This is a genomic window from Streptomyces sp. NPDC051310, assembly GCF_044455245.1.
GTDB lineage: Bacteria > Actinomycetota > Actinomycetes > Streptomycetales > Streptomycetaceae > Streptomyces.
Map to the genome: position 1 here is coordinate 111965 of NZ_JBITEO010000004.1, position 23418 is coordinate 135382.

The following is a 23418-nucleotide window of genomic DNA, read 5'->3' on the forward strand; positions in this document are numbered from 1 at the left end:
GGGGGTACTGGTGATCCCTCACGGCAATGGCCTCCTCGTCAGATCTGCGGGCGTCCGGCCGCTCACGCGCCGACGTCCACGTGGGAAACCCTAGCGGGCTGCCCGGTCGATCGCGTACCGGCTCAGATGCCGACCTTGATGCGGCTGAAGCGCTTCAGGGTGACACCGGCCTCGTCCAGGATCTGCTGGACGGACTTCTTGTTGTCCAGCGCGTACGGCTGGCCCAGCAGGGTCGCGTCCTTGAAGAAGCCGTTGAGGCGACCCTCGACGATCTTCGGGAGCGCGGCCTCGGGCTTGCCCTCGGCGCGGGTGGTCTCCTCGGCGACGCGGCGCTCGGCCTCGACGACCTCGGCCGGGACGTCCTCGCGGGAGAGGTACTTCGGCGCGAAGGCGGCGATGTGCTGCGCGACACCCTTGGCGATCTCGGCGTTCTCCTTGTCGAGCTCGACGAGAACACCGATCTGCGGGGGCAGGTCGGGCATGGTGCGGTGCATGTAAGCGGTGACGTAGCCGCCGGAGAACTGCGCGAAGCGGTCCAGGACGATCTTCTCGCCGAGGTTGGCGTTGGCCTCGTCGACGTACGCCTGGACGGTCTTGCCGGCCTCGATCTCGGACGCGAGCAGCGCCTCGAGGTCGGCCGGGGAGGTCTTGGCGACGTGCTCGGCCAGGGCCGTGGCGACGCTCTGGAACTTCTCACCCTTGGCGACGAAGTCCGTCTCGCACTTCAGCTCGACGAGGACACCGGAGGTGTTGTCGTCCGCGATGAGGGAGACGACGGCGCCGTTCTCGGCGGAGCGGCCCTCGCGCTTGGCGACGCCCTTCTGGCCCTTGATGCGCAGGGCCTCGACGGCCTTGTCGACGTTGCCGTCGGACTCGTCCAGCGCCTTCTTGCAGTCCATCATGCCGGCGCCGGTGAGCTCGCGGAGCTTCTTGACGTCAGCGGCGGTGTAGTTCGCCATGATCTGTGAATCTCTCTCGAAGTCTGGAAGATCTACGAAGATCTAGGGGTGAACGGCGGGGGCTTCGTGGGCCCCCGCCGTCTCCTGCCGAACCTGAAAGGGTCAGGCCTGCTCGGCGTCCGCGGCCGGAGCCTCGGCGGCCGGGGCCTCGGCCGGGGCCTCCGCAGCGGCCTCGGCCGGCTTCTCGGCGGCCTCGTCGGACTCCGCCTTCTTCTCGCCCTCGAGCAGGTCGCGCTCCCACTCGGCCAGCGGCTCACCGGCGGCCTTGTCGCCCGGCTTCTGGTCGCCGGTGGCGGCGCCGGAGCGGGCGATGAGGCCCTCGGCGACGGCGTCGGCGATCACGCGGGTGAGCAGGGTGACGGAGCGGATCGCGTCGTCGTTGCCCGGGATCTTGTAGTCGACCTCGTCGGGGTCGCAGTTCGTGTCGAGGATCGCGACGACCGGGATGTGGAGCTTGCGCGCCTCACCGACGGCGATGTGCTCCTTCTTGGTGTCGACGATCCAGACGGCGCTGGGCACCTTCTGCATCTCGCGGATACCACCGAGGGTCTTCTCCAGCTTGGCCTTCTCGCGCGAGAGGACCAGGAGCTCCTTCTTGGTGAGACCCGAGGCCGCGACGTCCTCGAAGTCGATCGCCTCCAGCTCCTTCAGACGCTGAAGGCGCTTGTAGACGGTGGAGAAGTTGGTGAGCATGCCGCCCAGCCAGCGCTGGTTGACGTAGGGCATGCCGACGCGGGTCGCCTGCTCGGCGATCGCCTCCTGCGCCTGCTTCTTGGTGCCGACGAACATGATGGAGCCGCCGTGCGCGACGGTCTCCTTGACGAACTCGTAGGCGCGGTCGATGTACGACAGCGACTGGAGCAGGTCGATGATGTAGATGCCGTTGCGCTCGGTGAAGATGAAGCGCTTCATCTTCGGGTTCCAGCGACGGGTCTGGTGACCGAAGTGGACGCCGCTCTCCAGCAGCTCCCGCATCGTGACGACGGCCATGGCCGTATCTCCTTGGAATCTCGGTTGTGTCCTGACGCCCCGACGCGCTGCTGCCACGAAGGACCGAAGAGCGCTACCACGGCTTGTGAGGGCTGTGGCGGGGCGTGCGAAGTCGACCCGGTGACCCGGGTCGCCAGAAGAAGTGTACGGGACCTCGGCAGCAGCGGGTGACGGCGCTGTCCACAACCCACCGCCGGTCCACAGCCCGCGGCGCCCGCCCGGCGCCTGCGCCAGAGTCGGCCCATGCGCCTGATCACCCTGCTGCTCGCCCTGGCCGTCGCGCTCCCCGCCTTCCGGGCGGCGGATCCCCCGGACCCTCCGGCCCCTCCGCGTCCCGGCCCGGCCGGGAAGACCTCCGCCCGGCCGGCGGACCCCGGCGCCGGCCCCGGCACCCCGGCGGAGGGCGGGGTCGGGGGCGCCGTCGGGGCCGGGAGCGGTACGTGGCCGCTGGGGCCGCCGCGGCCGGCGGTGGTGCGGGGCTGGGAGCCGCCGGCGTCGCCGTACGGGCCGGGTCACCGCGGGGTGGACCTCGCCGCCCCGGCCGGTACGCCGGTGCGCGCAGCGGCCGCGGGACGGGTGTCGTTCGCCGGCCCGGTGGCGGGGCGTGGCGTCGTGACGGTCACCCATCCGGGTCCGGGGCCCGCGCTGCGCACCTCGTACGAGCCGCTCCAGCCGCTGGTCACGGTGGGGACGGAGGTGGCGGCAGGACAGGTGGTGGGCCGTCTGACGGCCGAGCTACCGCACTGCGCCCCGACGTGCCTCCACTGGAGCCTGCGCCGCGGCACCGTGTACCTGAACCCCTTGTCGCTGCTGCCGGCGCACCTGCTGGGCCGCCGGCCCTCGCGGCTGCTGCCCGTGGGCGGCGCGCAGGACGCGGACGACGGGGAGCACGCGGAGGGCGCGGGTGTGCCTCGGGGGTCGCGAGCCGCGGGGAGCCGGCGGCGGGGAGGTCAGGTGCCGTGGACGCCGTGAAGGGCCATCGCGACCGCGGCGTCCGCGATGGACTCAGGGTGCTCCGCGGCGCCGAGCTCGATGCGCCGGACCGCCGCGTCGACCACGCCCTGGAGCAGCATGGCCGTCAGCCGCGGCTCCTTCTGGCCGAGCTCCGCGAGCGCCTCGACGATCATGGCGATGAGCCCGCCGTGGGCGGCGCGGATCTTCTCGCGGGCGCCGTCGTCCAGCTCGCCGGCCGAGATCGCGACGACCGCCCGGTGGCGCCGGTCCCCGACCAGCTCCAGCTGCTTGCGGACGTACGCCCCGACCTTGCCCTCGGGCGTGTCCGCCCGTTCCATCGCCGCCTCGACCTCGGCCGCCCACACGGGGAAGTCCACCGCGCACAGCTCCTCCACCACCGCGGCGCGGGAGCGGAAGTACTCGTACACGGACGACCGGGCGAGGCCGGTGCGCTCGGCGAGTGCGGGGAAGGTCAGCGCCTCCGTCCCGCCCTCGGACAGCAGGGAACGCGCGGCGTCCAGCAGGGCGCCGCGCTGCATGGTCCGGTGCTCGGCCACGGAGGCCGCTCGAATCCTGGGCACGGCTCCACTTTACGGTTCACGGTCGTCCGTTCGACCTCATCGGCCGACATCGGCCAGCTTCGCCCGCAACTGCAGCACCGACTTCGTGTGGATCTGGCTGACCCGGCTCTCGGTCACGCCGAGGACGTTGCCGATCTCGGCCAGGGTGAGGCCCTCGTAGTAGTAGAGGGTCACGACGGTCTTCTCCCGCTCGGGCAGCGTGTTGATCGCCCGGGCGAGCAGCCGCCGCAGCTCGCGGTCCTCGGCGACCTCGACCGGGTCGTCCGCGGTGGTGTCCTCCAGCGTGTCCATGAGGCTGAGCCGGTCGCCGCCCTCGCCGCCGACGTGCAGCAGCTCCTCCAGCGCCACGACGTTCGCCAGTGACAACTGGCTGAAAACCGCGTGCAGTTCCTCCAGGGCGATGCCCATCTCCGAGGCGACCTCGCTCTCCGAGGGCGTGCGCCGCAACTGCGCCTCCAGGGTGGCGTAGGCGCGCTCCACCGCCCGCGCCTTCTGCCGCACCGACCGGGGGATCCAGTCGAGTGCCCGCAGCTCGTCGATCATCGCGCCCCGGATGCGGGTGATCGCGTACGTCTCGAACTTGATCGAGCGCCCGATGTCGAACTTCTCGATCGCGTCGATCAGCCCGAACACCCCGGAGGAGACGAAGTCCGCCTGCTCCACGTTGGACGGCAGGCCCACGCTCACCCGGCCGGCCACGTACTTCACCAGGGGCGAGTAGTGCAGGATCAGCTGTTCCCGCAGCCGCTCGTCGCCCGTGTCCTTGTACGACCGCCACAGCTCCTCGAGCGAGGAGGGTGCGGGCGGCCGTACGGTGCCCCGCGCGGCGGGGGGCACCGCCGCGCGGTCGGACCCGGAGGTGTGCTGGGGCATACGTCGCCTTGAGCCGTTCTGGGGTGGTGGTGAGCCGGTACGGGGAGCGGAAGGAGTAATTCTGGTGAGCGTAGCGTGACTGGACGGTCGCAGTGCGCTAAGGAAGCCGCATCATGCCTCCTCGGGGGCGTGCCGTCGGCCGCATCTTCGAATGGGACCGCCGGGACCGGGCGGCCGCACGCCGGCCTCCCGAACGGCACCCGGAGCACCGCGAACGTCATCGGCATCACCTTTTCACCCGAATGCTCCAGGTCAAGCACCGCCTCGCCGGGCGTTCGGGCGGTGTGTCGCGCCCGCCGCCAACTCCCAGCGGTCCCCGTGGCGTTCGACGAATCCGAGCGAGTGGAGTTCGTACAGCCTGCCGAGCGCCTCGTCAACAGCGGTGCCGGCACCGTGCGCCACCTCCCGCCCGGTCGCGCCCCTGCCGCGCGGCGGTATCGCTTCGAGCACCCGCGTGCTGACCGGGTCGAGCAGGTCGCGCGGCAGCACGGGCCCCCGCCGGGCGGGCGCGAGGTCACCGATGTCCCCGACCAGTTCGGCCACTTCGGCGGCGTCGGTGACCAGGACGGCCTCGCCGCGCAGCAGTTCGTGCACCCCGGCGGAGAGCCCACTGGTGGCCGGCCCGGGCACGCCCATGGTGTACCGGCCGAGCCGCTGCGCGCTGCGCGCCGTGACGAGCGAACCGCTGCGGTACTCCGCCTCGACGACCACCGTCCCGCGGGTCAACGCGGCGATGACGCGGTTGCGGAGGATGAACCTGCTCGGCGTCGGGTGGGCGCCCGGCGGCAACTCGCCGACCAGCAGGCCCTGTTCCGCGATGCGCCCGATCAGTCCGGCGTGGCCGCGCGGGTAGGCCGCGTCGACCCCGCAGGCGAGCACGGCGACGGTGGCGCCCTGCACGGCCAGCGCCCCGCGGTGCGCGGCCCCGTCGACCCCGAAGGCGGCGCCGGAGACCACGACCCAGCCGCGCTCGGCGAGCCCCGACGCGAGGTCCGCGGCCATGTGCGCCCCGTACGGCGTGCAGGCCCGCGCCCCGACCACCGCGACCGAGCGCAGCGCCCACCGGCGCAGGTCCGGCCGCCCGCGCACCCAGAGCCCCACGGGGCGGGCGTCCCCGAGGTCGTCGAGCTGACGGGGCCACTCGGCGTCGCCGGGTACGACGAACCGCCCGCCCACGGCGTCCACCGCGGCCAGGTCCCGCTCCGGCTCGGCGCTCGCGGCCCGTACCCGCAGGCCCTCGATCCGCCGCTCGCTCGCCCCGGCCAGCGCGCCCGGCGCGTACGGCTGCGCGGTCAGCCGCCCGAGCAGCTCCACGGCTCCGAGCTCGCGCAGCCAGCGGCCGCCGTATTCGTCGCCCGGTTCGATGATCCGCGTCAGCGCGGCGCGCGCCCGCCGCTCCTCCTCGCTCGCGCCCGTCCCCCGGATCACCGCGCCGCCCCCGTCTCCAGCGGCACCCCGCGGGCGATCCCGGTGCGCAGCTCCAGCGCCAGGCCGACGTCGCCGGGCCCCGGGTGGTCGCGGCCCGCGAGGTCGGCGAGGGTCCAGGCCACCCGGAGCACCCGGTCCAGGCCGCGCGCGGTGAGCAGGCCGCGCTCGATGTCCCGCTCGGCGGCGTCGAGGGCGCCGGGGGCGACGCTCCAGCGGGTGCGCAGCTCATGCCCGGGCACTTCGGAGTTGACGGTCCACGGGGTGCCGTGGAGGCGCGCGGCGGCACGCGCCCGGGCTTCGAGGACCCGCGCGGCGACCGCCGCGGTGGTCTCCCCCCGTCCGCCGCACCCCAGCAGGTCGGCCCGGCGGACCGGCTCCACGTGCACCCGCAGGTCGACGCGGTCGAGCAGCGGCCCGGACAGCCGCGCCTGGTAGCGGCGGATCACCGAGGCCGGGCACTCGCAGCCGCCCCCGGTGCCGTGCGCGGTGTGCCGGCCGCACGGGCAGGGGTTGGCGGCCAGCACCATCAGGAACCGCGCGGGCAGGCGCACCACGCCCGCGCTGCGGGCGACGACCACGTGCCCCGACTCCAGCGGCTGGCGCAGCGCGTCCAGCGCCTTGCCGGAGAACTCCGGGGCCTCGTCCAGGAAGAGCACGCCCCGGTGCGCCAGGGAGACGGCGCCGGGCCTCGGCAGCCCGTTGCCGCCGCCCACGAGCGACTGCATCGTCGCGGAGTGGTGGGGCGCGCAGTACGGCGGCCGGTGCACCAGCGGTTCGCCCGGCGGCAGGATCCCGGCCACCGAGTGGACGGCGGTGACCTCCAGGGACTCCTGCCGGGTCAGCGGAGGCAGCACGCTCGGCAGCCGCTCGGCCAGCATGGTCTTGCCCGCGCCGGGCGGGCCGGACAGCAGCAGGTGGTGGCCGCCGGCTGCCGCCACCTCCAGGGCGACGCGTGCCGCTCGCTGCCCGGCGACGTCCGCGAGGTCGGGGCCGTCGGCCGGGTCGGCGGCGAGCCCGGTGCCCACGCCGGCGCCGGGCACCATCAGGCCGGACAGCAGGGCGTCCGGGCGGCCCTGCTCGTCGGGGTCCTCATCGGGCACGGGTTCGTCCGCCAGGACGGCGATGAGCTGGCGCAGGGTGCGTACGCCGAGGACGGAGACGCCCGGCACGAGGGCGGCCTCGCCGGCCGTCCGCTCGGGGACGACGACCTGCCGGTAGCCCGCCTCGGCGGCCGCGAGGACGGCGGGCAGCACGCCCCGCACGGGTCTGACCCGCCCGTCCAGGCCCAGTTCCCCGATGAGCACCAGGTCGGCGATGGTCCGCGGGTCGATGCGCCCGGCGGCGCCCAGGACCGCGCTCGCGACGGCGAGGTCGAACCCCGAGCCGCCCTTCGGTACGGAGGCCGGGCTGAGCCCGACCGTGAGCTTCTTCTGCGGCCAGCCCTCGCCCGAGTTGACGACCGCGGCCCGGACCCTGTCGCGGCTCTCGGAGAGGCTCTTGTCGGGCAGCCCGACCAGGGCGAACGCCGCCACTCCGGGTTCCAGACCGGCCTGGACCTCGACGACCACGCCCTCGACGCCGACCAGGGCCACCGCACACGTCCGTGCGAACCCCATCAGGCCACCCCCCGCACGTGCTCGACCACGGGTGCGCCTCGCCGGGGCAGCAGCACACCGATCAGGTCGATGCGCAGCCCGCCCGGAGGGGGACCGCCGTGCCGGTCGAGCCAGCACGCGGCGAGCCGTCTGAGCCGGTCGGCCTTGGCGGGCGTCACCGCCGCCATGGGGTGCTGGAAGCCTCCGCCCCTGCGGGTCTTGACCTCGCAGACCACCACCGTGTCGCCGTCCCGGGCGACGATGTCGATCTCCCCGGTCCGCCCGCAGCGCCAGTTCCGTGCCAGCACGGTCATACCGCACTCGCCGAGCCGGCGGACCGCCAGCTTCTCGCCGTACGTGCCCAGTGCCCCCGTCGCGTTCATCTCGGCACCACCTCCGTCACTCACTGTGACGGATCGGCGCGAAGCTTGTGGATCTTGGTGGACAACCGGATGGCTGTGGACAACCCCTTCACCCCTGCGAGTGACAGCGGGGCGTGCGTGCGGGCCACCGGGGGCGACAGCGCAGGCGCTGCCACCTCCGCTGGTGAGCGGAGGGTGAGCGCCCTGCGCGCTAGCTTCCCGGGAGCTCCAGGTCGCTCTTGTTGAGCTCCTCGATGTTGACGTCCTTGAACGTGAGCACCCGCACCTGCTTGACGAACCGCGCCGGCCGGTACATGTCCCAGACCCAGGCGTCCGCCATCGACACTTCGAAGAAAACCTCGCCCTGCACCGAGTGCACTTGCATCTCGTAGTCGTTGGTGAGGTAGAAGCGGCGCTCGGTCTCGATCACGAATTTGAAAAGACCGACGACATCGCGGTACTCCCGGTAGAGCTTCAGCTCCATCTCGGTCTCGTACTTCTCGAGGTCCTCGGCGCTCATGGCATGTTCCCCTTCAGCCGTGCGTCCCCCCATTGTGCGCCGGGATCCCGCGCCCCTAGACGATCTCGGGGGCCAGGACCACCGGCGATTCCGGGGGCCCCTCGTCGAGCAGCGTGCGCAGCAGCCCGGCGAGTCGTGTCGGGTACACCGTCTCACGCGCCGCCGACAGTTCGGCGGAGGTCCACCACCTCAGCCCCGTGACACTGCGCGCCTCCAGCTCCGTGGGGTCGGCCAGGGCCACCGCGGCGGCCGGCCGGCGCGTACGGGCGAGGTAGTACCACTCGTCCTGGTCCCAGCGGCGCCCGGCGAACGGGAAGGAGCAGTAGCGCTGCCACACCACCGGTCCCAGCTCCACGTCCGTGAGGCCGGTCTCCTCGGCCACCTCGCGCAGCGCGGCCTGCTCGCGGGTCTCGTCGCCCTCCACGCCGCCACCCGGCGTGAACCACCAGGTCCGCTCCGGGTCGTCCGGTTCGTACCCGTGCAGGAGCAGGATCCGATCGTCGGGGTCGAGCAGCACCACCCGCGCGACCCTCCGCGGCTCCGCCGCCCCCGGGTGCCCCGGCCGCTCCTCACCCACGGGCGCCCGCCTCCGTACGGGCCCGGCCCGGTCGCGACAGCCGCCGGGCGATCGGTCCGTACGCCGCTCCGCAGAGGATCAGCGCGGCGCCGGCGACCACGGAGCCCACCACGAGCCTGACCGGCCCGGGCCGCGACACGCCTCCCGGCAGCGCGGCGAAGCCCCGGGGGCGCTCCACCACTCCGCCGACCGGCCACGCCACGGCGTCGACCCGGGCGGTGACGGCGCTGCGCGGCACCGAGCCGTTCGCGGCGTCCTCCAGGTGCACCCGGGAGTCCTGCGAGGTCATCCGCTCGTCGCCCAGGAGGAAGATCCGCCCCTGAGGGACGGTCACCGAGAACGGCGTCGAGGCGGGACCCTGCGACCGCAGATACGGTTCCGCAATCGGTGTGCCGTTCACCGTGAGCCGGCCGCCGTCGCCGCAGCAGGCCACCTTGTCGCCGCCGAGGCCGACCACCCGCTTGATCATCGGCAGGTCGCCCCAGCTCGCGTCCTCGAAGATCACGACGTCGCCGCGGCGCACCTCGGCGTCGTCGATCCGCTGGGCCAGCACCCGGTCCCCGGACACGACGGTCGGCGACATGGAATTGGTCGGCACGGTGTAGGGCTGGTACTGGACGGCTCCCCAGACGAACCCGCCCAGGAACAGCACACAGCCGACGGCCACGGCCAGTCCCGACAGCGCGCTGCCGAGACGGCCGCGGCCGTCGTCCGTCCGTTGTGTTCCGCTCATCCCAGCGCTCCCCATCCTCGCCGGGCCGGCCGTGGCGGCCGGCCCTCGGATCGACGACGTGGGACGGAACCCTACCCGCCGCGCCCTACTCGGCGGTACGCCTCTTCCTGCGCCGGAGCACGAACGGCAGTGCGCCCGCCAGGCCCAGCGCCCCCGGCGCGACCGCCGCGGCGGTGGCGGCGTTCAGCCCGGGCTGGTCGAAGACGGACGGCACCGGCAGCGTGGACCAGCGGCCCAGCGGCCAGGCCACCACGACCGCCCGCCCGACGACCCGCTCGTTGGCGACCGTGCCGTTGCCGGGGAGCTCCTGGTGGTAGCGGGAGTCGAGCGAGTTCTGGCGGTTGTCGCCCATCACCCAGATCCGGCCCTCGGGCACCTTGATCGGCCCGAACGGCTCGTCGTCGCACGGCGTGGAGCCGGGGGCGATGTACGACGTCTCGTCGAGCGGCTTGCCGTTCAGGACGACCTTGCCGCCCTTCTTGCACTCCACCGTGTCGCCGCCGACCGCGATGACCCGCTTGATGAGGTCCTTCTCCTCGGAGGACGGCATCAGCCCGATGAAGCTGAGGAACTCCTGAAGGAAGTTGGGGTCGGGGGTGGGCTCGCCCTCCAGCCAGCCGCCCGGGTCGTGGAAGACCACGACCTCTCCGCGCTCCGGCTCCGAGCCGAACCACGGGGTGAGCTTGTCGACCAGGACCCGGTCGCCGCGCTGCAGCGTGTTCATCATCGAGTCGGACGGGATGGAGAACGCCTGCACCAGAAACGTCTTGATCAGCAGCGCCAGCAGCAGCGCGATACCGATCAGCAGGGGCAGTTCCTTCCAGAAGGACCGGGGCTTCTTCGGCCCGCCGTCGCCCGTTCCGTCGTCGCCCGGCCCGCCGTCCGCGTCCGCCGACGGCCCCTCAGCGTGCCCGGTTCCGGGGGAGGGCTCCCCGGCCGACCCGGGGGAACCGGCGGAAGAAGCCCCGGAGAACTGCTCCGGCCTCTCCTCCGGTTCGCCGTGCCCGGATCGTGCGCCGACCGCCAAATCCCCCACATCCACTCCTCACTCCGTGCAACCGCCCGCCCCACAGCAGGGGTGGGCCCACCACTCCCATAACGAGCGGGAGTTCCGCAGGGCTCGGGAGCCGGACCATTCCGTTCAGAATCCGAGAGGACACACTATGCGAAGCGTCCAGCGGCGGCGCAGTTCCACCCCGCGAGTCAGGGACGGAGGCGAACGTCTCCGGCTCCTCCAGCCTCCGCCAGTGGTCGAAGGGCCAGGCGATCACGACCGCCTTCCCGACCACCTCCTCCTCGGAGACGGTCCCCTGGTACGCCTCGTCCAGGTGGAAGCGCGAATCCGCGGAGTTGGCCCGGTGGTCGCCCAGCACGAACAGCCGCCCGGCCGGGACCTTCACCTCGAACGTGATGGTGGAGGGAACGTTCCCGGGATGCAGGTACGGCTCGTTCAGCGGTACGCCGTTGACGGTGACGCGCCCGTCCCGGTCGCAGCACTTGACGGTGTCCCCGCCCACGGCGACGACCCGTTTGATCAGGTCCTGCTCGTCGTCCGAGGGCAGCAGTCCGATGAAGGTGAGGGCCTGCTTGACCTGCTTGACGACGACCGGGTCGTCCTTCTTGGGGGTGTTCTCCTCCTGGAGCCAGCCGCCGGGGTCCCGGAAGACCACGACGTCACCGCGCTCCGGCCTGGACCCGAACCAGGGGGTGAGCTTGTCGACGAGGACCCGGTCGTCGATCCGGATCGTCTGCTCCATCGAGCCCGAGGGGATGACGAAGGCCTGGACGAGGAAGGTCTTCAGGACGAGGGCGATGAGCACCGCCACCGTGATCAGGAGAGGTATCTCCTTCACGGCCGATCTCTGCCGGCGCCGCTTGACGCGGCGGGCGAGCTTGCGCCGCTCCGCACGCCCGGGCAGCGCCCGGCCGCCGTCCGTGGGCCTTGAGCCGGTGGGCAGCCGCGTGTCGGCCCGGTGGCCGCCGCGCCTGCCCCGGTTACCCATGGCCCCCGCCCGCCGTGCCCGAACCCGGCGCGATCGGCGGGACGCCTTTCAGGGCCGGGGCGGGCCGCACCGATGACCAGCGGCCCACCGGCCAGCCGATCCAGTCCGCCCGGCCGATCACCTTGTCCACCGGGACCACGCCGCCGCCCGGTTCGCCCAGGTGGTCGCGGGAGTCGCGGGACTGGCTGCGGTGGTCGCCCATGACCCACAGGGTGTCCCGGGGCACGACGATGTCGAAGGGCACCTGGGAGGGTGCGTCGCCGGGGTGCAGATACCCCTCGTTCACCGGTACGCCGTTCACCTCGACCCTTCCCCCCTTGTCGCAGCACGTCACGCGGTCTCCCCCGACGCCCAGCACGCGCTTGACGAAGTCGGTGTCGGCGGGCTCGACCAGGCCGAGTGCCGCCCCGGCTCCGTGCAGCAGCCCGGTGAGCGGGTCCTGCTCCGGTGCCTCGCGCACGAAGGACCCGGTGCCGTCGAAGACGACCACGTCCCCGCGCCGGGGCTCGGAACCGAAACGGTACGCCAACTTGTTGACCAGCACCCGGTCCCCGACCTGGAGCGTGGGCTCCATGGAGCTGCTGGGGATCTGGAAGGGCTGCACCACGAGGTGGCTGAACAGCAGCAGGAGTACGGCGCAGAGGAGGCCGATCATCCCGGGCCGGCGCCATGAGCGCCCGGCGGGCCCGCCGGAGAGCCACGCGGCGACGCGCCCGGTGAGCCGGCCGGAACGCACGGAGCGCGACTCCTCCTCCGGGTCGGAGGAGGAGTCGCGCTCGGTGTGCTGTGCTTCGGTGTCCATCGGGGCCAGATGCTATCCGGCCGTCCTGTGGACGCCCGCGCGGCGGAGGTGAGCCGGGGCTCAGTTGTCGCGCTTCTCCTTGATCTTCGCGGCCTTGCCGCGCAGCTCGCGCAGGTAGTACAGCTTGGCGCGACGGACGTCACCGCGGGTGACGAGCTCGATCTTCTCGAAGATCGGGCTGTGCACCGGGAAGGTGCGCTCGACGCCGACGGAGAAGGAGACCTTGCGGACCGTGAAGGTCTCGGAGACGCCCGAGCCCTGACGGCGGATGACGACACCCTTGAACTGCTGGATACGGGAGCGGTTGCCCTCGATGACGCGAACGTGGACGTTCACGGTGTCACCGGGACGGAACGCCGGGACGTCGGTCCGCAGGGAGGCGGAGTTGACGGCGTCGAGCACGTGAGACATGTTCGTCTGCTTCCTCACTGATGCCACAGGTCATCAGCGGCAACTAGAAATGGGGTTCGGGGGCCGTCGTCGGGGTCGGCGTCGTGTCCCCCTGTGGCAGGGGCGCCGACCGGACGTACGACAGCGGTCTATTCTTCCACGGCTCCCGGCCTGCGCCAAAATCGGCCGCCAGGCTCGGGGGCCCAGCCCAGGATGGAGAGCGTCTCCCGGTCCTTCTTGTCGAAGGCGGCGGGGTCGGTCCGCTCGATCAGGTCGGGCCGGTTGGCCGCGGTGCGCCGCAGCGCCTCGTCGCGCCGCCAGCGGGCGATCCTGCCGTGGTGCCCGCTGAGCAGCACGTCGGGGATGCCGCGGCCGCGCCACTCGGGCGGCTTGGTGTAGACGGGGCCTTCGAGCAGGTTGGCCATCGCGCCGGGGGCGAAGGAGTCGTCCCGGTGGGACTCGGCGTTGCCCAGGACGCCGGGCAGCAGCCGGGCCACGGCCTCCGTGATGACCAGGACGGCGGCCTCGCCGCCGGCCAGCACGTAGTCACCGATGGAGACCTCGTAGACGGGTATCCGGGTGGCGTACTCGTCGATGACGCGGCGGTCGATGCCTTCGTACCGGGCGGGGGTGAAGACCAGCCAGGGCCGCTCGGACAGTTCGACGGCGAGCTCCTGGGTGAAGGGGCGCCCGCTGGGTGTCGGCACCACGAGGGCGGGGCCGTGGGCGCCCGCCTCGTATCCGTCGGCCAGGGTGTCGTCGAGTGCCTCGCCCCACGGGCCGGTCATCATGACCATGCCGGGGCCACCGCCGTACGGGGTGTCGTCGACCGTGTTGTGCCGGTCGTGGGTCCACTCGCGCAGGTCGTGCACGTGCACGTCGAGCCGGCCGCGCGCACGCGCCTTGCCGACGAGGGAGACGTTCAGCGGTTCCAGGTACTCGGGGAAGATCGTGACGACGTCGAGCCGCATCAGGCTCCGTCCTCCTCGCGGGAGGACGCGATCTCCGCGCGGTCGTCGATGAGGCCGGGCGGCGGGGCGATGACCGCCCTCTGCTCGGTCAGGTCGACGTCGGTGACGATCTCCTCGACGAACGGGATCATGACCTCGTCGCCGTCGGGCCGCTCCACCACCAGCAGGTCCTGGTAGGGCAGGTGGGAGACCTCGGTGATCCGGCCGATCACGGTGCCGTCGGCCAGCACCACGTCGAGGTCGACGAGCTGGTGGTCGTAGTACTCGTCGGGCTCTTCCGGCCGCTCTTCGGGGTCGACGTCGGCGATCAGCAGCGTGTTGCGCAGGGCCTCGGCGGCGTTGCGGTCGCGCACGCCCTCGAAGCGGAGCAGCAGCCGACCGCTGTGGACCCGGCCGGTCTCGATGGTCAGCGGGCCCGCGGAGGCGGGGTCCGTGGCCAGTACGGCGCCGGGTGCGAGCCGCAGCTCCGGCTCGTCCGTACGCACCTCGACGGTGACCTCGCCCTTGATGCCGTGGGCGCGGCCGATCCGTGCGACTACCAGCTGCACTTCTCAACTCTCCTGTCGGAACGACTACGGGCCGGGGCGGGCCGTAGCCCTCCCCGGCCCGTGCCGGCGTTCAACTTCGATCAGCGGACCTGATCCGCGTCGACGAGGTCGACCCGGATGCCGCGGCCGCCGATGGCGCCCACGACGGTCCGCAGAGCACGCGCGGTGCGGCCGTTGCGGCCGATCACCTTGCCGAGGTCGTCGGGGTGGACCCGGACCTCCAGCACGCGCCCGCGACGCAGGGTGCGCGAGGCCACCTGCACGTCATCGGGGTTGTCGACGATGCCCTTCACGAGGTGCTCGAGAGCCTCCTCGAGCATGCTCAGGCCTCGGTCGACTCGGTGGACGCGGCTTCGGCCTCGTCCGCCTTCTTGTCGGCCTTCTTGGCCTTGGGGGTGATGGCCTCACCCTTCGCCTCGTCACCCTCGAGCGCCTTGGCGAAGGCGTCGAAGGAGGCGCGCTTGTCTTCCTTGGTCGCCGGGGCAAGCAGCGGCTTCTCGGGGGCCGGGAGGCCCTTCGCCTTCTGCCAGTCGCCGGTGAGCTTCAGGATCGCGAGGACCGGCTCGGTCGGCTGGGCGCCGACGGACAGCCAGTACTGCGCACGCTCCGAGTCGACCTCGATGCGCGACGGGTTCTGCACCGGGTGGTACAGGCCGATCTCCTCGATGGCCCGGCCGTCACGGCGGGTGCGGGAGTCGGCGACGACGATGCGGTAGTGAGGCGAACGGATCTTGCCCAGACGCTTCAGCTTGATCTTGACTGCCACGGGTGTGGTGTCTCCTGGTCTTGACGTGGTTGGGCACGACGAAATGCCACGTGGGGTTGCGGTACCCGAGTGCCCGATGGACGCGTCAGCCGGAGGAGAGAGGGGTCCTGTTCGACTGTCGAGTACAGCTAGCCATTGTGCCACACCACGCGGGGTCAGCTCGCCGCGCCCACCGCTTCCGGAATGCGGAACGGCTTACCGCATCCGCCGCAGACGATCGGGGCCTGGGCGAGGACCGAGGGAACGACGCGTACGTTGCGACCGCAGTCGCAGACCGCCTTGACGCGCACGCCCCCGCCCGAGGACCCGTGCCGGGCGGCCGGACCGCGGAAGGAGCGCTTGGTGTCGGCGGCGGTGGCGGCCGTGTGCGCCTTCAGGGCGCGCTGGAGCCGCTCGATGGTCGGCCGGTACCGGCGCTTCGCCTCGGGGTTGAGCGTGACCAGCGAGAAGCCGCTGCTGGGGTGCGGCTCCTCGGGGTGGTCGAGGCCCATCTCCTCGGCGATCGCCAGGAATCTGCGGTTGTGGTAGCGGCCGGCGCGGGAGGTGTCGCGGACGCCTCGCGCGGCGGCGATGCCGTGGACTGCCTCGTGGAGCAGTCGTTCGAACGAGAGCTCGGCGCCACAGGCGGACGACGACTCTCCGATCAGGGATTCGGGCGCGGCAAGATCGGGCAGCTCGGGGTGGTGCCGCTGAATGTCGGCCCACGCCTGTGCCAGCTCTGCGGCGAGAACAGGTGGTGTCGTGCTCACGTCGTGACAACGAGCCGGAGCGGCGCTGGGTTCCATTCCAGGGCATCCCAAATAATTTGCACGTACCCGTCAGTTGCCGTTGATGCGTCGGGACGAGGGCCAGTGCGCTGATCTGCGGAGAAGGCGCACAGCTCGCACCAAGGTGGTACGTAGCGCCGCTCGCGCCCCCGCTCCCGCGCTCCCGCGCGGTTCCTCCGGACGAGGCGCCCGCGGTGTGACAGTACTCCCGCGCAGGGGGGCGCACGGCACCCGGGCCGCTGGCATGGCGGGATTCGCTCGCCGACCCCACTATGGGAGAAGTTCGTGCCGACTCGGGGGCGCACGCCCGGGGCACGCAAGCATTGCGACCCAACCCCTGGACTTGGGGGCGGATGCGGAGTTCCCTGGGCGTCGGGGAGTGCGCGCGCACGTACACGGGGGCCTGTCAATCAGGGCACAGACGCACAGATGGACCTCTCGGCGGATTGGGGCGCTTTCGATGACACCTATGCTCGTCCAGCACCACCCCCACCCGGCCTCGGCTCCTCCGGCGACGGATGCGCCCGGCCGTGCCCGCGACTGGGCGGAGATCCAGGAGCGGATGCTGGTCCCGCTCTACGAAGCGGTGTACGAGCACCTGGAGGTAGGCACCGGGACGCGGCTGCTGGGTCTCGGGTGCGGCTCCGGACTCGCCCTGCTGATGGCGGCCGCGCGCGGCGCGCAGGTCACGGGCGTCGACACGGACCACGCACGCGTGGACCTGGCCAAGGAGCGCCTGCTCCCCGGCTCCGGGGCGCACGACACCCCGCGCCGCGGCGAGACGCGGCTGCTGTACGGAGGGCCCGCCGAGGCGGCGGACCCCACCCGTCCGGCGTACAACCTCATCACCGCCTTCCAGCCGATCGGCTGCACCGCAGGGGACTCCGAGGGCCTGGTGCCCGCCCTGGCGAGCGGTATGCGGCTGGCGGAGCGGGGCAGTGCCGTGGTCCTGGCGGGCTGGGGCCCGCCGGAGCGGTGCGCCACCTCGACCGTGCTGCGGGTGGCGGGCCGGCTCACCGAGCGGCTGCGGACGCGCTCGGGCTGGCGCCCGGCGGCACGGGACGACCTGGAGGACGTCGCGGCGCGGGCCGGGCTCAAGCCGGACGGGTCCGGACGTGTGGCGTGCCCCTTCGGGTACGCGGACGTCGAGAGCGCCGTGCGCGGCCTGTTCTCGACGGGCCTGTTCGACGCGGCGGTGGAGGCATCGGACCAGGCGACCGTCGAGAAGGAGGTCACGGAGGCCCTCCACCCGTACCTGCGCCCCGACGGGACGGTCTGGATGCCCAACGTCTTCCGCTACCTGGTGGCCCGGACGCCCTGAGCGGCCGCCCCGGGCGCGGCCCGGACGCTCCGAGCGGTCTTCCCGGGCGCCCCGGACGCCGTGAGCCCTCCCCCGGGTGCGACCCGGGGGACGCTCATTCCCCGGAGTGCTCCTTGGTGAGGCGGGGGATGCCGGCCGCGCGGTAGGCCTCGTCCTCCTCCAGCGTCTCGTTCTCCAGGAGCGCGGCCGCCAGGGCGTCGAGCCGCGGACGGTGCTCCTGGAGGAGCCGGCAGGCGCTCGCGTAGCACTCGTCCACGATGCGGCGCATCTCGTCGTCGACCCGGTCCAGGGTCGCGGGCGCGGCCGACAGCCCGTACGCCTGCTGGCCGTCGCCGGGGATCGCGGTGAGCCGGCCGACCCGGCCGCTCATCCCCCAGCGGCCGGCCATGCCGCGCGCGATCCTGGTGACCTGCTCCAGGTCGCTCTCGGATCCCGTGGTGACCACGCCGAAGACGACCTCCTCGGCGGCCATCCCGCCCAGCGCGCCGATGATCCGGCCACGCAGGTACTCCTCGGTGTACGCGTACTTGTCGGCGTCCGGCGTCGACAGGGTCACACCCAGGGCCCGCCCGCGCGGCACGATGGTGACCTTGCGGACCGGGTCGGCGCCGGGCTGGAGCATGCCCAGCAGGGCGTGGCCGCTCTCGTGGTACGCGGTGCGGCGGCGCTCCTCCAGGGGCATCACGAGCGCGCGTTCCGCGCCGAGCTGGACCTTCTCCAGGGCTTCGGAGAGGTCCGAACGGGTGACCTCGTCCCGGCGGCGCTTGACGGCGAGGAGGGCGGCCTCGTTGGCGAGGTTGGCCAGTTCCGCACCGGTCATGCCCGGTGTCGTACGGGCCACCTGGGCCAGGTCGACGTCGCCGGCGAGCGGGATGCCGCGGGTGTGGATCCGCAGGATGGCCTCGCGGCCGCCGCGGTCGGGCGGGCTGACGTGGACGATGCGGTCGAAGCGGCCCGGCCGGGTCAGGGCGGGGTCCAGGACGTCCGCGCGGTTGGTGGCGGCGATGACGATGACGCCCTCCGAGCCGGAGAAGCCGTCCATCTCGGTGAGGATCTGGTTGAGGGTCTGCTCGCGTTCGTCGTGGCCGCCGACGGCGGCGCCGCCGCCCCGCACGCGCCCGATGGTGTCGATCTCGTCGATGAAGATGATCGCGGGGGCGACCTTGCGGGCCTCGTTGAACAGCTCCCGCACCCGGGAGGCGCCGACGCCCACGATCATCTCGATGAACTCCGACGCGGACGCGGAGAAGAACGGCACACCCGCCTCCCCCGCCACCGCGCGCGCGAGGAGCGTCTTGCCGGTGCCGGGCGGCCCGGCGAGCAGCACGCCGCGCGGCATCTTGGCGCCCATGCGCCAGTACGCCTCGGGGTTCTTGAGGAAGTCGACGACGTCGTTCAGCTCGCCCTCGACCTCGTCGATGCCGGCGACGTCGGCGAAGGTGGTGCGCTGCTCGGCCGTGACCTCGACCGGCTTGGGGGGCGCCTTGCGGCCGAGCATGCCGCCGGCGCCGAGGCCGGCGCGCATCCGCCGGGAGACGAACACCCACAGCAGGACGAGGAGCAGGATCGGCGCGAGCGAGAGCAGCAGGTTGGCGAGGAAGCTCGGCCGCTCGACCACCGGCTCGGCGGTGACGGTGACCTTCTGCTCGGTCAGCTCCCGCCAGAGGTCGTCGTCGGCGAAGGCGGGGCGCTGGGTGGTGAAGCGCTGGCCGTTGTCCAGCTCGCCCTCGATGGCGTCGCCCTTGGAGTAGATCTTGCTGACCTTGCCGTCGGTGACCTGCCGGCTGAACTCGGTGTACGAGATGGTCCGCTCATCACCGTTGCCGAGGAGCGTCAGGGACAGGTTGGTCAGGACGAAGACGGCCACCGCGGCGAGGAGGAACCACATCCAGCCGGGCATGCGCCGCCGCGGCGGTGGCGGCGGTGCGCCCTCGGAGCGCCAGGGCTGGTCGGTGCGGTCGCGTGGGGGTACGGAATTGGCCACGCTGCCATGATGCGAGAGCGCCATGAAAGCGGCATTCCGTACGCCGTCGGCCGGGGGCGGGCCCGCGAGCCCGCGAGCGGGACGCCGAAGGGCGCCCACCGGTGCGGTGGACGCCCTTCGGGTCGTGGTGCGGACGCTCAGCCCATGAACTTCTTGAACTCGTCGGGGAGCTCGAAGTCCTGGCCCGGCTGCCCGGCGGGGAGGCCGAACGCGCCGCCCTGCGCCGCCGCCTGCTCGCGGCGCGCGGCCGCGGCCTGCTCCTCGGCCTTCCGCTTCATCGGGTTGCCGCTCTTGCGCTTGCCCTTGGCCTGCTTCTGCTGCTTCTTCTGGCGGCCCGGCCCGCCGCCCATGCCCGGGATCCCCGGCATGCCCGGCAGCCCGCCGCCCTGTGCCATGCGCGACATCATCTTGCGGGCCTCGAAGAACCGCTCGACGAGGTTCTTGACGGCGCTGACGTCCACGCCCGAGCCGCGGGCGATGCGCGCCCGGCGCGAGCCGTTGATGATCGTCGGGTCCTGGCGCTCGCCCGGGGTCATCGACTTGATGATCGCGGCCGTGCGGTCCACGTCCCGCTCGTCGATGCTGTTGATCTGCTCCTTCATCTGCGCCATGCCCGGCAGCATGCCGAGCAGCTTCGAGATGGAGCCCATCTTGCGGACCTGCTCCATCTGGGCCAGGAAGTCGTCGAGCGTGAAGTCCTTGCCCTTGCTGCTCGCCAGCTTGGAGGCCATCTTGGCGGCCTCTTCCTGGCTGAAGGTCTGCTCGGCCTTCTCGATCAGGGAGAGCACGTCGCCCATGCCGAGGATGCGGGACGCCATGCGGTCCGGGTGGAACGCGTCGAACTCGTCCAGCTTCTCGCCGTTGGAGGCGAACATGATCTGGCGGCCGGTGACGTGCGCGATCGACAGGGCGGCACCACCACGGGCGTCGCCGTCGAGCTTGGAGAGCACGACGCCGTCGAAGCCGACGCCGTCGCGGAAGGCCTCGGCGGTGTTGACCGCGTCCTGACCGATCATGGCGTCGACGACGAAGAGGACCTCGTCGGGGCTGACGGCGTCGCGGATGTCCGCGGCCTGCTGCATCAGCTCCTGGTCGATGCCGAGGCGGCCCGCGGTGTCGACGATGACCACGTCGTACTGCTTGGTCCGGGCGTGCTCGATCGAGTCCTTGGCGACCTGGACCGGGTCGCCGACGCCGTTGCCGGGCTCCGGCGCGTACACGCCGACGCCGGCGCGCTCGGCGACGACCGCGAGCTGGTTGACGGCGTTGGGGCGCTGGAGGTCGCAGGCGACCAGCAGCGGCGCGTGGCCCTGGCCCTTGAGCCAGAGGCCCAGCTTTCCGGCGAGCGTCGTCTTACCGGCACCCTGGAGACCCGCGAGCATGATGACGGTGGGCGGGTTCTTGGCGAACCGCAGGCGGCGGGTCTCGCCGCCGAGGATGCCGACGAGCTCCTCGTTGACGATCTTGATGACCTGCTGCGCCGGGTTCAGCGCCTGGGAGACCTCCGCGCCGAGTGCCCGCTCCTTGACCTGCTTGATGAAGGCGCGGACCACGGGCAGCGCCACGTCCGCTTCGAGCAGGGCGATGCGGATCTCGCGGGCGGTGGCGTCGATGTCCGCCTCGGACAGGCGGCCCTTGCCCCGGAGGTTCTTGAATGTCGCGGCAAGGCGGTCGGAGAGGGTATCGAACACGGTGGTCGCGGATCCTCGGGTCTCGGGGTCGGGCGGACGGTCGCCCCCCAGGGTATCCGGCCCGCGGCCATCCGCATCAGCCCCGGCCGGAAGCCGCCCCCGAAGCGCCCCCGCGCGGGCCGGAGCGCGCCGGACGGGCGCGCCTTCCAAAGGCGCGCCCGCGCTCCGACGCCCGTCAGGCGCGCAGGCCGGATTCCAGGGCGCGCGCGACCTCCGCGGCGTCCTCCGGCGCCAGCGGGGCGCCCGAGGCGTCGGTGACGTAGAAGGCGTCGACCGCGTTGGCGCCCAGTGTCGAGACGTGCGCGCTGCGCACGCGCACCGCGGCGGTCTCCAGGGCGCGGCCGATGCGGTGGAGGAGGCCCGGTGCGTCGTGGGCGCGGACCTCGATGACCGTGGCCAGCGTCGAGCCGGCGGCCGCGACGGTGACCCGGGGCGGCGGGGCCTTGACGCCGCGCCGCCGCGGGTAGGCGGCCTCCCGTTCGGCGAGCCGGGCCCGCAGGTCCAGGGAGCCGTCCAGGACGCGGACGAGGTCGGCGCGCAGCCGGGCGGCCTGCGGCAGGGAGCCGTACTCGGCGGCGACGCGCCAGTTCAGTACGAGGACGGTGCCGGGGCCGAGCTCGGTGGGCAGCTCGATGGCCCGCAGGTCGGCCGAGCGGACGGTGAGCCGGTGCAGGGCGAGGACACCGGCGACGGCGGGCAGGACCCCCGGCTGGTCGGGCAGGGCGATGAGCAGCTCGACGCCGACGGGTTCCGGGGCGTCGCCGGGCTGCGGCGCGCTCTCCGCGTGCAGGGCGAGGACGGGGCCCCGGGTGCGCAGCGCCTCGACGGCGAGCCGTTCCTCCTCGGCACCGGGGGTGGTGGGCTCGGGCGCCGCCGGGGCGTCGCCGACGAGGGCGCCGGCGACGCGTTTGACCAGGTCCGCGACGAGGGAGCCGCGCCACGAGGACCAGGCGGCGGGCCCGGTGGCGAGCGCGTCGGCCTCGGTGAGGGCGTGCAGCAGCTCCAGCGTGGAGGTCGAGCCCACGGCGGCGGCGACGGACGCGACGGTCGCCGGGTCGTCCAGGTCGCGACGGGTCGCGGTCTCGACGAGGAGCAGGTGGTGGCGTACGAGGGTGGCGAGGACGGCCGCGTCGGCGCGGTCGAAGCCGATCCGCACCGCCACGTCCCGCGCGATGGTCTCGCCGGCGACGGAGTGGTCGCCGGGCCAGCCCTTGCCGATGTCGTGCAGGAGCGCGGCGACGAGGAGCAGGTCGGGGCGGCCCACCCGGCGGGTCAGGGCGGAGGCGCGCACCGCCGTCTCGACCAGGTGCCGGTCGACGGTCCAGGTGTGCACGGGGTTGCGCTGCGGGCGGCAGCGGACGCGTTCCCAGTCGGGCAGCAGCCGTGTGACGATGCCCTCGGCCTCCAGCGCCTCCCAGACCGGGACCGTGGACTCCCCGGCGCCGAGGAGGGTGACGAGCGCGTCGCGTGCCTCCGCGGGCCAGGGCACCGGCAGGGGTGCGGCGGTGGCGGCGAGGCGGCGCACGGCGTGCAGGGAGAGGGGCAGGCCGTTCTCGGCGGCCGCGGCGGCGGCGCGCAGCGGGAGGACCGGGTCGCGTTCGGGGCGTGCGGTGCGGGCGAGGACGGCCTCGCCGTCCATCTCGACGACACCTTCGGCGAGCGGGGTGCGCTCGGGCTGCGGTTTGCCGCCGCCGAGCAGGGCGCGCAGCCGGGGGCGTACGGAGCGGGCGCGCAGGACCCGGTTGACCTCGCGCCAGGTGACGTCGCCGGCGTACGAGATGGTCCGGGCGGCCTCGTAGACCTGGCGGAGCAGGGCGTCGGGGTCGAGCACGCCGAGGGCGCCGGCGACCTGGGACTGTTCCTGGAGGGCGAGCCGGTCGGTGGCACGGCCGGTGACGAGGTGCAGCGCGTCACGGGTGTCGAGGAGGGTGCGGCGGGCTTCGGCCAGTCCTTCGCGGGGCGCGTCGGCGAGCCAGGAGGCGGCGACGGCGCGCAGGGCGGTGGCGTCGCGCAGGCCGCCGCGGGCCTCCTTGAGGTCGGGTTCGAGGAGGTACTGGAGCTCCCCCTGGCGTTCGGCGCGTTCGCGGCACAGGGCGTCGAGCTCCGGGAGGCGCCCGGGCGCCTGGTTGCGCCAGTCGGCGAGGACCGCGGTGCGCAGCGCGGTGACCATGCCGAGGTCGCCGGCGATGTGGCGGGCGTCGAGCAGGCCGAGCTGGACCTTCAGGTCCTCGCCGGCGGTCCTGCGGGCTTCGGCGGGGGTGCGGACGGAGTGGTCGAGGGCGAGGCCCAGGTCCCACACGGGGTACCAGACGCGGTCCGCGAGGGCGGCCACGGCGCCGGCGTCGGCGCTGCCGTCATGGAGGAGGAGCAGGTCGAGGTCGCTGCGGGGGGAGAGCTCCCCGCGCCCGTAGCCCCCGACGGCGACCAGCGCCGCGCCGCGCGCGGGGGCCGCCGCGGTGAACAGGGCCGCGAGCCAGTCGTCGGTGAGCCGGGACAGGGCCGCACGGCGCGGCGGCCCGGACTGCGCCTCCTGTGTCAGGAGACGCAGCCGGGCCGCCGCGTAGCCGCTGGGTCCCGAGTCCTCCGCCCGTGTGTTCTCCATG

The 23418-nt window shown here is 73.1% G+C and carries 23 protein-coding genes and 1 pseudogene; 2 read left to right on the forward strand and 22 right to left on the reverse strand.

What is annotated here, in order from left to right:
* Window positions 1-122 precede the first annotated feature (122 nt).
* Both tsf and rpsB read right to left on the reverse strand, forming a co-directional pair.
* Complete coding sequence (gene tsf, locus ACIA79_RS07535; protein WP_399427223.1) at window positions 123-959, reverse strand: translation elongation factor Ts; 837 nt, start codon at window positions 957-959, stop codon at window positions 123-125.
* Window positions 960-1061: 102 nt separating this feature from the next.
* Window positions 1062-1949, reverse strand: coding sequence for a 30S ribosomal protein S2 (gene rpsB, locus ACIA79_RS07540; protein WP_031074709.1), 888 nt, complete (start codon window positions 1947-1949; stop codon window positions 1062-1064).
* 243 nt (window positions 1950-2192) lie between these two features.
* On the opposite strand from rpsB, the gene ACIA79_RS07545 reads away from it, so the two are divergent.
* Entirely contained in the window at window positions 2193-2921 is a 729-nt protein-coding gene (locus ACIA79_RS07545) for a murein hydrolase activator EnvC family protein (RefSeq protein ID WP_399427224.1), read from the forward strand.
* Here ACIA79_RS07545 and ACIA79_RS07550 read toward each other — a convergent pair.
* The 17 genes and pseudogenes from ACIA79_RS07550 to ACIA79_RS07630 form a co-directional block, all read right to left on the reverse strand.
* Window positions 2900-3460 carry a TetR/AcrR family transcriptional regulator gene (locus ACIA79_RS07550; RefSeq protein ID WP_399427485.1) on the reverse strand — a complete coding sequence of 187 codons (561 nt, stop codon included), beginning with the start codon at window positions 3458-3460 and terminating at the stop codon, window positions 2900-2902. The two genes, ACIA79_RS07545 and ACIA79_RS07550, sit on opposite strands and share 22 nt — an antisense overlap.
* A 60-nt stretch (window positions 3461-3520) precedes the next feature.
* Window positions 3521-4357, reverse strand: coding sequence for an RNA polymerase sigma factor WhiG (gene whiG / locus ACIA79_RS07555; protein WP_399427225.1), 837 nt, complete (start codon window positions 4355-4357; stop codon window positions 3521-3523).
* Window positions 4358-4609: 252 nt separating this feature from the next.
* Complete coding sequence (gene dprA / locus ACIA79_RS07560) at window positions 4610-5785, reverse strand: DNA-processing protein DprA (protein ID WP_399427226.1); 1176 nt, start codon at window positions 5783-5785, stop codon at window positions 4610-4612.
* Window positions 5782-7401 carry a YifB family Mg chelatase-like AAA ATPase gene (locus tag ACIA79_RS07565; RefSeq protein ID WP_399427227.1) on the reverse strand — a complete coding sequence of 540 codons (1620 nt, stop codon included), beginning with the start codon at window positions 7399-7401 and terminating at the stop codon, window positions 5782-5784. Before ACIA79_RS07565 ends, dprA begins: the two co-directional genes overlap by 4 nt.
* Complete coding sequence (locus ACIA79_RS07570; RefSeq protein ID WP_399427228.1) at window positions 7401-7763, reverse strand: YraN family protein; 363 nt, start codon at window positions 7761-7763, stop codon at window positions 7401-7403. Before ACIA79_RS07570 ends, ACIA79_RS07565 begins: the two co-directional genes overlap by 1 nt.
* A gap of 190 nt (window positions 7764-7953) precedes the next feature.
* Entirely contained in the window at window positions 7954-8262 is a 309-nt protein-coding gene (locus ACIA79_RS07575; RefSeq protein ID WP_056791138.1) for a DUF2469 domain-containing protein, read from the reverse strand.
* A 55-nt stretch (window positions 8263-8317) separates the two neighbouring features.
* On the reverse strand, window positions 8318-8839 hold the full coding sequence (locus ACIA79_RS07580; RefSeq protein ID WP_399427229.1) for an NUDIX hydrolase: 522 nt from the start codon (window positions 8837-8839) through the stop codon (window positions 8318-8320).
* Window positions 8832-9572 (reverse strand): signal peptidase I, encoded by a 741-nt coding sequence (gene lepB / locus ACIA79_RS07585; protein WP_399427231.1) that lies wholly within the window; start codon window positions 9570-9572, stop codon window positions 8832-8834. The genes ACIA79_RS07580 and lepB (ACIA79_RS07585) overlap by 8 nt, the downstream gene beginning before the upstream one ends.
* A gap of 85 nt (window positions 9573-9657) precedes the next feature.
* Window positions 9658-10599: a signal peptidase I gene (gene lepB / locus ACIA79_RS07590; protein ID WP_399427486.1), complete on the reverse strand. Its 942-nt coding sequence runs from the start codon at window positions 10597-10599 to the stop codon at window positions 9658-9660.
* Window positions 10493-11575: pseudogene (gene lepB, locus ACIA79_RS07595) on the reverse strand (signal peptidase I); the annotation flags it as partial. The gene lepB (ACIA79_RS07590) and the pseudogene lepB (ACIA79_RS07595), both read right to left, overlap by 107 nt.
* Window positions 11568-12377, reverse strand: a complete 810-nt coding sequence (lepB, locus tag ACIA79_RS07600) for a signal peptidase I (RefSeq protein WP_399427232.1) — start codon at window positions 12375-12377, stop codon at window positions 11568-11570. The pseudogene lepB (ACIA79_RS07595) and the gene lepB (ACIA79_RS07600), both read right to left, overlap by 8 nt.
* Before the next feature lie 60 nt (window positions 12378-12437).
* Entirely contained in the window at window positions 12438-12788 is a 351-nt protein-coding gene (gene rplS, locus ACIA79_RS07605) for a 50S ribosomal protein L19 (protein ID WP_073754586.1), read from the reverse strand.
* Window positions 12789-12916: 128 nt separating this feature from the next.
* Entirely contained in the window at window positions 12917-13738 is an 822-nt protein-coding gene (trmD, locus tag ACIA79_RS07610) for a tRNA (guanosine(37)-N1)-methyltransferase TrmD (RefSeq protein WP_399427233.1), read from the reverse strand.
* On the reverse strand, window positions 13738-14286 hold the full coding sequence (rimM, locus tag ACIA79_RS07615) for a ribosome maturation factor RimM (RefSeq protein WP_399427234.1): 549 nt from the start codon (window positions 14284-14286) through the stop codon (window positions 13738-13740). The genes trmD and rimM overlap by 1 nt, the downstream gene beginning before the upstream one ends.
* Before the next feature lie 80 nt (window positions 14287-14366).
* Entirely contained in the window at window positions 14367-14606 is a 240-nt protein-coding gene (locus tag ACIA79_RS07620; RefSeq protein WP_356722838.1) for an RNA-binding protein, read from the reverse strand.
* Window positions 14607-14608: 2 nt separating this feature from the next.
* Window positions 14609-15052, reverse strand: a complete 444-nt coding sequence (rpsP, locus tag ACIA79_RS07625; protein ID WP_399427235.1) for a 30S ribosomal protein S16 — start codon at window positions 15050-15052, stop codon at window positions 14609-14611.
* 155 nt (window positions 15053-15207) lie between these two features.
* Entirely contained in the window at window positions 15208-15837 is a 630-nt protein-coding gene (locus ACIA79_RS07630) for a hypothetical protein (protein ID WP_399427236.1), read from the reverse strand.
* A 442-nt stretch (window positions 15838-16279) separates the two neighbouring features.
* On the opposite strand from ACIA79_RS07630, the gene ACIA79_RS07635 reads away from it, so the two are divergent.
* Window positions 16280-17140: a methyltransferase domain-containing protein gene (locus ACIA79_RS07635; RefSeq protein WP_399427237.1), complete on the forward strand. Its 861-nt coding sequence runs from the start codon at window positions 16280-16282 to the stop codon at window positions 17138-17140.
* A gap of 94 nt (window positions 17141-17234) precedes the next feature.
* Here ACIA79_RS07635 and ftsH read toward each other — a convergent pair whose 3' ends face one another.
* The 3 genes from ftsH to ACIA79_RS07650 form a co-directional block, all read right to left on the reverse strand.
* Entirely contained in the window at window positions 17235-19124 is a 1890-nt protein-coding gene (gene ftsH / locus ACIA79_RS07640) for an ATP-dependent zinc metalloprotease FtsH (protein ID WP_399427238.1), read from the reverse strand.
* 137 nt (window positions 19125-19261) lie between these two features.
* Window positions 19262-20815, reverse strand: a complete 1554-nt coding sequence (gene ffh / locus ACIA79_RS07645; protein WP_031074679.1) for a signal recognition particle protein — start codon at window positions 20813-20815, stop codon at window positions 19262-19264.
* A 175-nt stretch (window positions 20816-20990) separates the two neighbouring features.
* Window positions 20991-23417, reverse strand: coding sequence for a [protein-PII] uridylyltransferase (locus tag ACIA79_RS07650; protein WP_399427487.1), 2427 nt, complete (start codon window positions 23415-23417; stop codon window positions 20991-20993).
* Window position 23418 lies beyond the last annotated feature (1 nt).